This is a genomic window from Rhodococcus sp. EPR-157, assembly GCF_001647195.1.
Lineage (GTDB): Bacteria > Actinomycetota > Actinomycetes > Mycobacteriales > Mycobacteriaceae > Rhodococcoides.
The window spans coordinates 1-13,354 of record NZ_LVCV01000014.1 but is presented as its reverse complement, the minus strand read 5'-3'; the positions used below and the strand labels follow the sequence as shown (position 1 = coordinate 13,354).

Below are 13,354 nucleotides of genomic sequence, written 5' to 3'. Positions count from 1 at the left end.
CGAAAGCTCGGAAGAACGGCTTCCAGTCCTTCATCGACGACGGCCCAGGTCACGCGAATTACAACGGCGAATGACACCGGCACCGACGGTCAGTCGGAGTCTCAGGACTGTCTTGGACAGGCATTCCACAAACTGCACGAGACACGTGGCGCGCCTGGTAACCAGACTGCGCTCGCCAAACCGGATCCTGCGTGGAGCCGACCTGCTGAAGCCTGACTGGTAGGACTACGGCGGACCGCCAATGACACAAACCACAACACAGACCAACTGGTTTCTAGCGAAGCCGCGCCCCGTTCGTTACTGTGCCTAGTTACCAAGGGCACCGAGACGGGAGGAGTGGCCAATGCCGGGACATTGGAGAGCAGTGGTCACGGGCGCGGGCTCGGGAGTGGGCCGCGAGATTGCGTTGCAGCTAGCGCGCTCGAACTGGTCTCTGTCCCTCGCAGACAAGAACTTCGATGCCCTCCTCGACGTTCAGTCACAGTGTGCGGCTACCACCAAAGTCATGCACGCGACCCGTATGGACGTCGCCGACCGGTCCGAAATCGATTCGTGGGCAGCGTCTTCACGTTCCGAATTGGGCGGTATCGATGCGGTCTTCAACGTCGCGGGCATCCTCTACAGCGGCGATGTCATCGACACTCCCCCAGCTGACTTCGATCTCGTGATGGCAACCAACTTCGAGAGCGTAGTGAACAGCTCTCGCGCCTTTTTGCCCGACATCTTGAAGTCACCTCGAGGTCGAATCATCAATGTCTCATCCGTATTTGGGGTCATGTCCGCACCCGGCTACTCGGCGTACAACGCGTCCAAATTTGCCGTACGAGGTTTCACCGAGGCCCTCAACCAAGAACTGCGGCTGGCGTCACGAACCGCTCGTGCGACGTGCGTGATCCCGGGCGGATTGAAGACGTCTATCGCACGTTCAGCGCGAGCAGCACCTGGCGTGGATCCGACTCGTACGGCTGACCTCTTCGATCGACACGTCGCTCGAACCGATCCTGTCGATGCAGCTAGGAAGATCATCCACGGAGCATGGAAAGGTAAGTCGAGAGTGACGGTCGGCAACGATGCTCGGCTCGTAGACCTAGCGACGCGAGTCCTTGGTTCGCAGTACCAACAGATTCTGCCTGCGATTCAAGTTGCGCGAAGACGCTGGTAAGACGTCGCCGGTAAACAAACCACTCACCAGACCTGCGGGGGTCGGTCAACTATGTCGAATAGCTGGATCCTGATAGAGACGTTCGGAGACGAAGAGCCGTCGGTCATCGGAGTTGGGTCTTCGCCCAAGTCCTTTGTCTCACTTCGTAATGTTCTCCGCAGCTCCGGCAGCCGCAACGAGGCACTGGCCGCGGTAGCGGAGGCGCTCTCCACAGGAGCCGTGGTGGATCGGCTAGCCAAAGACCGCTACAGGCGAGTACTGGCCGAACCACTGCACACCTTCGCTGGCCGCATACATGGTGTGTGGGTGTGGCTCGGCCAGCGCGACGAGACTCCACCTCGTCGGGACGCCGCTGGGGCGTGGCAGTTCAACCTAACCAAGAGCACCGCAAGCGGTAGCAACGATCTACTCGACCTTTACCGCGTTCCGCAGGATGAGCGCGAAACCCAGCGTGCACTCGCCGGAGCGTTCACCCGACTTGTCACCAATCGCGACGAGAGCGAGGCGATGGCCAAGATCGTGCAATCAGCGCCGGGCACCACTCACCAAGCGGTCTGGACGGTGAGGCGGGACGACGGCGAACTGCGGGCTGCGCACTTCTCGTGCCGGATGATTGCCGAAGACGGGGTTTCGGGCACCGAAGTCATTTTGAGGGGTATCACCCACGACATCGGCCCCGCAGGGGAAATCAATATCGCTCCTCCACCTACGATTCTCGAGCATCGCGTTCTGGAGGCTTCCACCAAGGCGGGCGAGTACCGCGCGCTGGTCAACCTCAGAACTCTCAACTTGTTGCGCTGGTACAACTCTGACCCCGCACCGGATATCTGCTGGGAAAATCTTCCTGACGAACCGGTGCCGGCGATTCATCCGGACGACGTACCGATTGCGAAGCAAATGTCGAACGCCCTCGCACGCGAACGCGCCAACGGCGTGCTTCGCTTCAGAACTCTTGACGGAAATTGGAAGCCTATGACGATCGACGCGGTTTTGGTCTCGCTCGATCAGCACACTACGGCCGCACTCGTCACTCTGACCGAATTGTCCGAGGAGTAAATAAGTTCGCGGATTCATACGGATCCACATAGCTCATTGCGGACTGAGTGCAGTTGAAGCGCGAACGCTGGAAGTGCGTTTAATAGTTGCGTTTTCTACAGGGACTGTGCGCGTGTCGTGCGGGCATCGCGAGTTCGACTCCACGCAGCCGCCACCGTCCGAGTCGATACGCCATACGCTTTGGCTAACGACTCGATGCGCTCCTCGGTCGCGGGCTTGCGCCCACGTTCGATGTCGGCGAGAACGGTTGTCGACATCCCGAGCAGTTTTGCAGCGTCGCCCTGGGACAGCGCGGCGTGCACCCTCAGGTCGGACAATCTGAGCTGAGACTCCGGGATCGGAACCAGCGCTGCGACCGACGTGTGCAGGGCATTCGCGATCCGACCAAGCGTCGCAGGCGGTGGCGTCGAGCGCCCCGTCTCCCAGGTCGATACTGCCTGTCTGGTCGCGCCCACTTTCGCCGCGAGGTCGTCAGCACTGAACCCCGCACGTACCCGTAGCTCCCGCAACCGGTCGGCGCGAAATCCACGAACTCCGCTTCGCGGCACTGTCCCAACTCCCTGTCGACCTTGCAAGACAGTCTTATCTTCCTCGATCGACGACGACTGCGAACTCTTGTGCGTTTTATAGTTGCGCGTTACTGTTGCGGTTATGTACTCATTCGATTTGAGTCCCACAAAGCAGAACCGATTGCGCCATGCGCAGAACCTGTTCTACAGTCCTGATGCGCGCCCAACAGGGAATCCTCGGTGCTTGTCTATCTCGGCACTGCTTGTAGCGCGGGACATCAGGTCGGTCTGTTCACAGAATCCGTCCGATCATTCCTGTCGGGAGTTCTACATGTTCGCGTCTTTTGCCCTTGCAACATCGCAGTTGCAGTCGACGGCTGAGATCAGCATTTGCCGTCGTCGAAGTTCAGCATTGGGACGAGGTGCGACGGCAGGTGCATCCGCCCGACATCGCCGCTTTCGCCGGGGTTACGGGGGCGAATCAAGGTGAGTGCCACACGGGATGCGATGGTGCCAAATTTCCTCGCGCAGAAACAGTTCTGTGCGTCAATCGTCGTAAATCGCACACATGGCGACTTGATTGCCTGCTCGCTTGAGCAAGGGCATTCCGGTCGCCACCAATACATCGGTGACGACGGAGCCCTGCTAGCAGAGTGGGGTCCATCCACATCGTGCAATGAGCGGTCCATTCCTACCCGTAAGCCCCAAACCTGACAGTCCGGACTGCAACCCGACTCGGATGGGCTTTCGCTGATAGTCCCACTCGTGAGCTGCAGGAGCTCCCCGCGCCCTGTAGCTCAGCCGGTGGACCGGCGCGAGGTCGCGCAGTGAGCGCATTTCATCATGTTCAGCGCTGCGCGGCCCCGCCGGGACATCACCCTTGGCCCTCACACCCGTTCGCACAGAAAGGATTCCGATACCCGATGTGGATCTTCCAGCAGCCTTGGTTCTGGTCGGTGGTCTTCGGCTGGGTCTGAGCCTTTAGCACGTGATGGGTGCGTGCGACTGGCCCACAACCTATGGATCGCACGCACCCATCCACTTCTCTTCACCGACTTACCTATAACCAATTGTCGCCAGAACGGTTGCTCCGCAATCGCGTTCACCAGCACGACCCGATCGCCGGGTCGCACCAGGAAAGGATCGACACCAATGCCAGCATCACCGGGCACCGAAGACCACCGCTCATCCAAGAAGCGAGGGCGGGTGATCAAATCGCTGCCCGTCGTGGCCGCGGTGACGATCGCCGGCCTGACCATGCAGGCCGCTCCCGCGCAGGCTGCACCATCTCAGCCGGGAGTGACCAGTCCTCAAGGATCACAACCGGGCGTCACGAGCACACCGCAGACGGCACCGGCCACCCCGCCGCCGCCAGCTCCGAAACCGCGTGAGTACTTGGACGGCTACCAGCCCTCACCACAGGTGCAGCAAACCCCGTCGCGTAGCTACGACGACTACCTGGCCGGTAACCAGCAGTCCTCGAACTACCAGAACACCTACTACGAAGCCCCCGCTCCGCAGGCCGCCCCGAGCGAAACACCCCCGGCGCTGCAGGCGACTCCGCCGCCACCGCCGCCGGTCCCGACGGTGCAGCGCAAGGTCATCGCCCCGATCGAGGCCCCGCCCGGAACCTTCATCGTCGGCGGCACGTTGGTGCCGGTCGATACCAACATCGTCGACCAAAATCTGCTCACACGTACCAACAACACGTTGCAGGCGATACAAGCCGATGGCGGAAACTGGCTCGTGGACAACGGATTCGCCGACGCGCCCCGCGCCGACCGGATATCAGCGGGTACCGCGACCGGTGTCATCACCGGTGGCGCTGTCGGCCTCGCGGCATCGGTGGTCCCGGCCGCAGTGATCACCGGCACCGCTGCTGCTATCGGCGGTGGACTCGGAGTCGCCGCTACCGCCGGCACCGGTGCGGTCGTCTGGGGAGGACCGGTGGGTTGGGTCTTCATCCCCGGCGCAGCCGCACTTGCCGGAGCAGGCGTCGGTGCAGCACTGTCGGCACCGATCGTGCTGGGCCTGACCGGCGCAGGCGCTGTCATCGGCGGCATCCTCGGTGCCACCGTTCTCGGCGGCGAGCAGCAGATCATCGAAGAGCCGGCCCCCGCCCCTGTGGTGGTTCCCCCGGCTGCCGACAGCGTCCCGACGATCCCGCCGGCCGCGACAGTCGATCTCCCCGGCCCCATCGCGCAGGTTCGCGACAATCTCGCGGCCGACCCGAACGGCCGCCAGGTTCTCGCGGCGGCCGACGCAGCCCTTCAGAACGCGGCTCCGATCGTCGACAAAGCCGTCAACGATGCGTCGGTGTGGACCGCACCGGCGGCCTCGGCAGTGCAGGGCTTCACCTCGACGGCCCTCGAACAGCCGCAGGTGGCTCAGACCGTCGAGACGGTGCAGTCGGCTGCAGCTCCTCTGGTCGATCAGGCCACTGCCGCTCTCGGCGGCTTGCAGGCAGCGTTCGCACCCGCCTGATTCCGCCCTACAGCCAGCCAGTTGGACCAGCCAGGAAGGACCTATCCAGATGATGCGCCGTTCGACGACATCTCCGATTGCCAGTGCCACCGGCCCAGCCCGATCAGGGGTGCCGTCGAGCTCGCCCCGGGTGCCGCGATCGCGCCGACGCGCGGTCTCGGCAGCCGGGGCTGCTGTCGTGTTCGTGGGCGTCGCCGCCGCTGTGTTGCTCAGCGGTGGCGACTCCGAGCCGGACACACCAGCCGCCGACACGATCGCCTCGTCCTCCGTCGCACCGACAACCGTTGCCGCCGGACCGGATTGCTCGATGCCGACCGGTGACCAGAACAGCGGCCCTGGGGTCATCGCCGCGTTCGAGCACGCCTACTACGTCCAGCGATCGGGTGCGGCCGCGCACGCTCTGGTCTCACCGAACGCCCTGACGAGCGCACCGTTCACCGTCGAAGCCAACCTCGATGCAGGTATCGCCACCGTCCCGGCCGGCACCACCTACTGCCTCGACATCGACCCGCTGCGCACCGGCTCCTACACCCTCACCCTCACCGAGAGCGGACCGAACGGGCCCGGGACGCAGTACCGCCAACGGATCACCACCGACCAGGTCGACGGTCGCTACGTCATCGCCGCCATCGAGCAGGCATGAACACCCGCCGCCGCAGCACCGCGGCGAACAGCCATCACGAAAGGAACGCCAGGACATGAGCGATGCAGCGAGCGAATGGGCCGAGGCCGCCACCGCAGTACGACAGGCACACGAGACCCTCAGGGCGTCAACCGCGAGCGAGATCCGCGCCTGGGCAGAGCAGGCGGGCCTGTCCGGCTGGTCGATGTGGCAGAAGGTCAAACGAGAGCTCTACAAGCAGCTCGACCTCGACTACGACGGAATGCGCGCCAACGAAGCCGAGCAGGTCACCGACGCGGTCGCCTCCGCGGCCGCCGCCGCACCGGTGGTCGAGCTCTACGCTGCAGGCGACGAGCGCGGCAGCTTCGCAGTGGTCGGCGACGGCGACGAAACAGCCTGGTACGGAACATTCCACAGCAAGGACGCGGTGTTCCGTCAGGGCGATCAGACATCGGCCGACGACTCCGCGGCCGGCAAGGCAGCCTTTCTCGCCGGCAAACTACGCGAAGAGCTCGAAGCCCCCGCGATCCGGCTGATTCTGCACATCTCCAACCCGCACCTCGACGGCACCCGGCTCGCAGCCCTCGCGGCACGCTACGGAGTGCACCTCGAACGCCTCGAGATCGACGACGACAATCCGGCCACCGTGTGGTGCGAGGTTCCCGGACACCGTCCGTGGCAGGCGATCCGGCTCTCCGACCTACTCGTCGACGATCAAGCGGAGGTCGGCTGATGGCCGAACAGCACCCGCGCCCGGACGTCGACAACCCCGTCGCAGGGTACGAAGCCGAGGACACCGTCAACCTCCGCGCTCAGCGTCTTCGCCGACCCGAATCCGAACCGGACGAACAGCCTCCAGAAGACGTCCACACCGACACGACACCGGATCCGTACGGAGTCGGACAGGACGCACTGGCAGCGGTCGAGACACCCGATGTCGACCCCACAGCGTTCTACCGAGCGCGACTGTTCGACCGCCAGGAGGAAGACCCGACCGTCGAGCCGGCCAAAGCAGGCCTGCGGGGACGGCTCAATGCCGCCTTGGGAACTCACCTGAGGCCCAAGCCTGCATCTGCCGAAGTCAGACTGCGTCAGTCGATTCGCGTTGTGCAGCAGCCTCTTCCCGGGTGCTCGGGGGTCTCGGTCATCAACCCCAAGGGCGGGGCGGGCAAGACCCCGACATCGGTGATGCTCGGTTCGACGTTCGGTAAGCACCGTGGCCACGGGGTGACAGTGTTCGACGCCAGCGAATCACTCGGCAGTCTCGGCGATCGCGCCGCCCGCACCACCGATCCGGAGCTCACGGTGTGGGACCTGCTCGATCATGCACACGAGCTGGCGTCCTCGTCGGCGGTGTCGGGGTCGCTCAATGCGTTCCTGCGGCGTCAGCCGACGATGGAAGACATTCTCGCTGCGGACAATTCGGCCGACCGTGAGCGCAACCTGGGGTGGGACGAATGCGCTGCGGTGATGGCAGTGCTGCGCCGACACCGGGACCTGATCGTCATCGATACCGCCGCAAATCCCTTGGCCGAGAGCTGGCAGTGGGCCGTACAGCATTCCGATGCCCTGGTCGTTCCGCTCCCGCTACGCCTCGACATCGCCCGGCAGGTCTATCAAATGCTCGAGGGCATTATCGCTCGCGGCTACGGGCACCTGTTGGCGTCGACGGTCATCGTGACCTGTGCAACACCGGATTCCAACCCGCAGTTGGCTTCGGCGGTCTTCGAGGATCTGCGCAATCTCGGTGTCCAGGACAGCAATTTCATTCAGGCCCCGTACGAATCAGCGCTCGCCCGCGGTGACCGGATCCTCTACAAGGACCTCCCGCCCGCCACGATCGAGGCCTACACCAACGTCACCGCCCTGGTCGCCGACAACGTCGCCGCGGCACGAGCCGGCGCGGCCTATCAGTTCACCGATCCGTACTCCCCGCAATCGGTGTACCGCCAGCCCGACAGCGCGCCGCCCCCACAGCTTTCGCAGTGGGAGCGGCGCAGCCGCGACCGTCGCGGAGCCTGACCCGTCCCCACCCCGCTCAAGCACACGAGGAGAAACACGATGACCGGCCAGAGAACGCACCCCACACCGCGGCGACGACAACGCCGGACACTGTCGGCGCTGACCGTCGTCGTCTCCGCGGTGGTCCTGGCCGCGGGCACCGTCCCCGCACACGCTGCCCCGGCTGCGACGGCGGCGACCTCGTGCGCAAAGTACGTCGCGATCATGACCCCCGGTACGTGGGAGACCAACGCCGCGGCGAATCCGACCACCCCGGTCGGGATGCTCGCCACTGTCGGCAACGCACTGAAACAGAAGTACGGCAACGACATCGAGGTCTACTACCCGGCGTACGCGGCCTCGGCGTTCGACAAAGGGCGCACCTACGCCGACAGCAAGGAAACCGGCAAGAGCGCCATCAACAACATCCTCACCTCCGCGTGCGCGACGTCGAAGTTCCTGCTCTCGGGCTACTCCCAGGGCGCGGACGCCGCCGGCGACATCGCCGCCGAGATCGGCAACGGACGCGGCGTCGTTCCCGCGGCCCGGATTCTCGGTGTCGGTCTGGTCGCCGATCCGCACCAGGGCACCGCGGGCGGCACCGTCGTCGGGCCGAAGGTCGACGGCCAGGGCATCGGCGGGGTCCGGCCGGAAGGCTTCGGCTCTCTCGCCCCGGTGGTCAAGCAGCTCTGCAATCCCACGGACCTGTACTGCTCGACGAACGCCGGCAAGGACGGTCTGCTCGCTGGCCTGGGCAAGGTGCTGGCGAACAAGCCCGTCGACCCGGCCACCACCGGCGGACAGACCGGATCCGGATCAAGCGCAGCAGCGTCGAGTACCGCAGTGCCGTCGACGTCCGCGCAGGGCGGCGTCACCGGTGCCGGAACGCAACCGGGCACGACACCGACGCAGTCGGGAGGGGTCAGCGATTTCTCGTCGTCGCTGGTCTCGGACTTCTCCCGCGTCGATTTGGCCGGTGCCGCGAACACCGCATCGACTCTCGGGGAGCGGGTGGCCACCCTGCCCGACTCGGTGGGAACCAACCGCACTCAGTCGCAGGTCGCCAGCGTCGGGGCCTCGGCGACAGCGCTGCTCAACACCCTCGAACCGGTCGCCGATGTGCAGTCGGTGATCGCCGCGAACCCCGGCATCCGCTCGACTCTCGACACCGCACCGGAAGGATCACCGGAAGCGAAGACCTCCACGGTTCTCGACGCGCTCGATCAGATCGACATTCCCGCAGTCCTGAGCACAGCGACCTCGATCGCCGACACCGCCTCGTCGGTGCTGGGCGGCACCGGCACCACCGCGGGCCTCGCCGGCACCGCGTCGACCCTGAGCGGGCAGGTCGCACCGTTGCAGTCCGTGTCCCCGGATGCGCTGACCTCGGCAACGCAGGTGCTCTCGTTGCTCAAGCCGAAGACGGTGGTCAACCAGGTCGTCAACGTCGCGACCGGCTTCACGAGCCTGGACTACCAAGGCATCGTCGACAACCTGATCGCGCTGCCGCAGAAGGTCGCCGCTCTCGACGTCGCGGGATCGCACAAGATCGCCGGAGACCTGAACAACCAGTTCGCGCCGATCGTGAAAATGGCCGCGGGAGTGGACCTGCACACCCTCGCGGCATTGGTGGCGATGATCCCTGACCCCAGCGGTTCGGCGCAGATCGCCTCCCTGGTTCTGAGCTTGCTCGGCAACGTCGACGTGATCCGCCTGGCCAACGATGTCGGCGCGATCCAGGAAGTCGCGTGGAAGATCCTCGAAACCGGCAACCTCGCGGCCGCCGCCGAGCTGCTGCCCATCGGGCTCGACCTCGCCTCGGTTGCGGTCGGAGTGCTCACCGGATCCTCCAAGACCAGCCCCGACCAGCTCGGCGCGCAGACCCAGGTCACCGGACAATCCGCGGCGATCGGCCAGCAAGCCTCCAGCGGCGACTTCGCCGGTCTGGCAGGCAGTCTCGTCTCACTGGCCTCCTCACCAGGCGCAGGGGACGCGGCCGAGCTGGTCGGTGCCGGTATCGACGCCGCGACGTTCTTCGCCTCCGGTGCGCATCAGTCCTACGGCGACTTCACGGTCGACTCCACCGGCCGCAGCGCCCTGCAATGGCTCATCGACTTCTTCACCCAGAAGATCGGGGGCTGACCAGCCGCCGAGCAGGCTCTGCAGCCGGGCGGGCATGACGCAGAGCAACCGAAAACTACAGCACCACAACCGAACTACGCGTACCAGCACAGGTGTCCGGGCGGGCACTGATCATTCTTTCGATTCGTGAGGACATGCACCGATGGCAGCATCACAGCAGGGCAGCAAGGGCAGTGCGGGCGCACTGAGCCTGCTGCTGATCGCCGCCGTCGCTGCGATCGGCATGTTCGGGGTCCTCTCCGGTGACCGCACACCGCCGGTCGACGAAGGCACCTGCCTGCCGGCCGGCGCGGCGGCGGTGGCCCCGCACACGGGAACAGTGGTGATGCCGCTGCGTGAAGGCACATATCAGGCCACGAGCGGTTTCGGTGCCCGCACCAATCCGGTGACCGGCGAAGCGGAAGGACACCAGGGCCAGGACTATTCCGCCCCGATCGGGACCCCGATCTATGCGGCCACCGACGGCACCGTCGTCAAGGCCGAACACGCCAGCGGGTTCGGCAACTGGATCATCATCGACACCACCGTCGACGGACAGTCGCTCTCGACGGTCTACGGCCACATGAACGACGACGGCGTCGGGGTGACCGCGGGCCAGACCGTCGAGGCCGGTGATCCGATCGGCGGCGTCGGCAACGCCGGTCAATCCACCGGGCCGCATCTGCATTTCGAGGTCTGGCCCGGCACGCGCCTCGCGTCCGGATCGAGCCCGGTCGATCCCGTTGCCTGGCTCGCCGCCGCCGGTGCCACCGCACCGACCGCCACCGCGGACGTTCTCGCGGAGGGACCGGCCGGCACCTCCGCCGCGACCCCGACCACCGGTGCCGCGGCGCAGGGCGTATCGAGTCGATCGGTCAAACTTGCCGCCGCGATCAAACCCGGATGCGGTGTCCCGGCCGGCTCGACCGGACTGCGACCGGGGTCGGTCCCGGCGGACTTCGAGCCGTGGATCGTCAAGGCCGGCACTGTCTGCCCCGAGGTCACCGCCCCGGTCGTCGCCGCGCAGCTCGAACAAGAGGGCGGGTTCGATGTCAACGCCCACAACAACGGATCGGGCGCGGACGGGCCTGCGCAGTTCATGCCCGCCACGTGGGCGGCGAAAGGCGTCGACGGAGACGGAGACCGCCGCAAGGACACCCGCAGCATCGCCGACGCGGTGATGAGCCAAGCCGCCTACGACTGCGAGCTGGCGGGCATCGCCAAGGACTCGCTCGCCGCCGGCAAGCTCAGCGGCGACCTGACCGAGCTGTACCTGTCGATGTACAACTGCGGTCCCGGTGCGACCCTCTCGCAGGGCCGGGTGTGCCAGAACGCCGAAACCCTCGACTACGTCGCGAAGATTCCCCGCCGCGCAGCAGAAGCGTTCTCCGTCGCCGTCCCCCAGGCCACACCGGGCATCGTCCCCGGTGGCCCGTTCGGTCAGAACGTCGTCGCGGCCGCGATGCGCTGGCTCGGCACCACCTACGCCTGGGGCGGAGGCGACCGCAACGGCCCCACTCGCGGGGTCAGCGACGGCGGCGGCCGCGCAGACATGATCGGCGACTTCGACAAGGTCGGCTTCGACTGCTCCGGACTGGTCCTCTACGCCGTCGCGCAAGCCTCCGGCGGCGCGATCGTGCTCCCCCACCAGGACTCGGCGCAGATCGCCGACAGCCGCGGCCGCGTGATCGCCACCCCCGGCGAGCTCGCTCCCGGCGACATCATCCAACCCCACTCGGGCCACATCTTCATCTGGCTCGGCGGAAACAAGGTCGTCGAGGCACCGGAGTCCGGCGACGTCGTGAAGGTATCGGACTGGACCCCGCCCGCGAGCGGCCTGACAGCACGGAGATTCGGATGAGAACCACCCGCACCGCGTTCGCCGTAATCCTCATCACTGCAACGGTTCTCACCGCGTGCGGTGGCCAGGAGACCGGCGGTGCCGATGCCCCGTCGATCCCGGCGCAGCAGTGGACCCCGGGTACGCCCCCGCCGAGCGGCAGCGATCCCACCCGGACCCCGCCGCCGGCCGCGACCGCGCTACCCGACATCGCGGCAGGGGTGGACCGGCAGGATCCGGACTCGGTGGCCACCGCGGCGTTGGCGGTCTGGTTCACCTGGAACACCGCCGTCGACGCCGGACCCAACGATGCCGCCGCCCGCACCGCACCGCTCCTCACCTCCGAGTACGCACGTGAGATCACCTCCACCACAGCGCAATCGAGCCCCGGCGCGCAGTGGCTGGCCTGGGCCGCGCGCGGCGCGGTCCTGACCCCCGATCTCGTCGCCGACGACGAACCCGTTCCCCCACAGACCGATTCGACGGCCTACCGCTCCTACCGCGTCACCCAAACCATCGACGGGGCACCGGTGAGCGAACGGGTCGTCGCGATGATCCTGCGGCGCGGCTCCGACGGCTGGGAGGTGAGCCGCATTCAAGACAAGTAGCCCCACCTCGTACATCCACTGGCACTGCAGAACAACCCGTTTCGGAAAGGAACCCCCGATGGACACAGAATCCGTCACCACACCCGCGACCCGCACCGAGCACCGAGCACGCCGGATCCTCGGCGTCCTCGCCCTCACCGCCGCGCTGACCGTCCTGGCCGGCGGAGTCGCCGCCGCCCAGACCGTCAACCCGTACGACGGGGTCAACCCGGACATCGGCCTGTTCGGGCCCGCTCTGAACCAGACGTGGAAGCGCCTACTCGCGGCGATCTGGGGAGCCAGCATCGCCCTCGCGGGCCTGTGGGTACTGACCTCGTTCCTCAGCTCCAGGAAGGCCCGCAAGCGCGGCATGTCCAGCGATCTGAGCGAAGCGGGCGAGGATCTCAAGCTCTCCCTCATCATCTTGGGCGGAGTGGCCGCTGTCTCGCCGATCGTCGGCGCAGTCCTGCTCCTCGTTCAGCCCGGCGCATAGCCGACCCGGCTCCGACCACCACTCTTACCCCTCCCCGACGCGGCACCGTCCGCAGAAACGAGCACCCATCATGGCCATCGACTACCGCAATGTCGGCTCCGAACCCTCCAGCTCCCCCAACACCGGCAGCGACGCCGGTGACCGCCGCACCGACAGCACGTCCAGGTCCAAACGCTGGATCGTCCTCGGGGCCGTCGCCCTGGCGATCGTCGCCGTCGTCTCGGTGATAGTGGTCGGTCTGTCGGGCGGCTCCGACGAGACCGGCGGCAGCGATGCCATCCGCGCAGTACACGGGCCCACGACGGTGAACAACGGTGTCCCCAGCGGCTACACCCGCGACACCCAAGGCGCATCGACGGCCGCGGTGAACGTGCTCCAAGCGTTCGATCAGGCCAGCCAGGGCCGCATCGACATGAACGATGTCCGCTCGACGATGATCGCCGCCGACCCCGGCGCCGAACTGGCCCGCGAGATCGAAC

General features: G+C 66.1%; 11 protein-coding genes and 2 pseudogenes. 12 read left to right on the top strand and 1 reads right to left on the bottom strand.

Annotation, left to right across the window (positions count from 1 at the left end; translation table 11 throughout):
* Nucleotides 1-343: 343 nt before the first annotated feature.
* The 3 genes and pseudogenes from A2J03_RS00435 (at nt 344) to A2J03_RS31400 (ending at nt 2,218) form a co-directional block, all read left to right on the top strand.
* Nucleotides 344-1,162, top strand: coding sequence for an SDR family NAD(P)-dependent oxidoreductase (locus A2J03_RS00435; protein WP_068368174.1), 819 nt, complete (start codon nt 344-346; stop codon nt 1,160-1,162).
* A 51-nt stretch (nt 1,163-1,213) separates the two neighbouring features.
* Nucleotides 1,214-1,489: pseudogene (locus tag A2J03_RS31405) on the top strand (GAF domain-containing protein); the annotation flags it as partial.
* A 180-nt stretch (nt 1,490-1,669) separates the two neighbouring features.
* Nucleotides 1,670-2,218 (top strand): hypothetical protein, encoded by a 549-nt coding sequence (locus A2J03_RS31400; protein ID WP_231912301.1) that lies wholly within the window; start codon nt 1,670-1,672, stop codon nt 2,216-2,218.
* 95 nt (nt 2,219-2,313) lie between these two features.
* Here the strand turns inward: A2J03_RS31400 and A2J03_RS00425 are convergent, their stop codons facing one another.
* Nucleotides 2,314-2,766, bottom strand: coding sequence for a helix-turn-helix domain-containing protein (locus A2J03_RS00425; protein ID WP_068368169.1), 453 nt, complete (start codon nt 2,764-2,766; stop codon nt 2,314-2,316).
* A 1,113-nt stretch (nt 2,767-3,879) separates the two neighbouring features.
* Between A2J03_RS00425 and A2J03_RS00420 the strand changes: the two genes are divergently transcribed.
* The 9 genes and pseudogenes from A2J03_RS00420 to A2J03_RS00380 all read left to right on the top strand — a co-directional run.
* Complete coding sequence (locus A2J03_RS00420) at nt 3,880-5,211, top strand: hypothetical protein (protein WP_231912300.1); 1,332 nt, start codon at nt 3,880-3,882, stop codon at nt 5,209-5,211.
* 49 nt (nt 5,212-5,260) lie between these two features.
* On the top strand, nt 5,261-5,854 hold the full coding sequence (locus A2J03_RS00415) for a hypothetical protein (protein WP_068368162.1): 594 nt from the start codon (nt 5,261-5,263) through the stop codon (nt 5,852-5,854).
* A 55-nt stretch (nt 5,855-5,909) separates the two neighbouring features.
* A complete protein-coding gene (locus A2J03_RS00410; RefSeq protein WP_068368161.1) occupies nt 5,910-6,566 on the top strand; it encodes a hypothetical protein in 657 nt (218 codons plus the stop codon).
* Nucleotides 6,566-7,855, top strand: coding sequence for a MinD/ParA family ATP-binding protein (locus A2J03_RS00405; RefSeq protein ID WP_068368160.1), 1,290 nt, complete (start codon nt 6,566-6,568; stop codon nt 7,853-7,855). The genes A2J03_RS00410 and A2J03_RS00405 overlap by 1 nt, the downstream gene beginning before the upstream one ends.
* 39 nt (nt 7,856-7,894) lie before the next feature.
* Nucleotides 7,895-9,976, top strand: coding sequence for a cutinase family protein (locus A2J03_RS00400; protein WP_068368158.1), 2,082 nt, complete (start codon nt 7,895-7,897; stop codon nt 9,974-9,976).
* A gap of 142 nt (nt 9,977-10,118) precedes the next feature.
* On the top strand, nt 10,119-11,816 hold the full coding sequence (locus A2J03_RS00395; RefSeq protein ID WP_068368153.1) for a peptidoglycan DD-metalloendopeptidase family protein: 1,698 nt from the start codon (nt 10,119-10,121) through the stop codon (nt 11,814-11,816).
* The gene (locus A2J03_RS00390; RefSeq protein WP_068368149.1) at nt 11,813-12,403 is read left to right on the top strand and encodes a hypothetical protein; all 591 of its coding nucleotides are present in this window, start codon (nt 11,813-11,815) and stop codon (nt 12,401-12,403) included. The genes A2J03_RS00395 and A2J03_RS00390 overlap by 4 nt, the downstream gene beginning before the upstream one ends.
* Nucleotides 12,404-12,461: 58 nt before the next feature.
* The gene (locus tag A2J03_RS00385) at nt 12,462-12,875 is read left to right on the top strand and encodes a hypothetical protein (RefSeq protein WP_068368147.1); all 414 of its coding nucleotides are present in this window, start codon (nt 12,462-12,464) and stop codon (nt 12,873-12,875) included.
* Between the two features lie 70 nt (nt 12,876-12,945).
* Nucleotides 12,946-13,354: pseudogene (locus tag A2J03_RS00380) on the top strand (hypothetical protein); the annotation flags it as partial.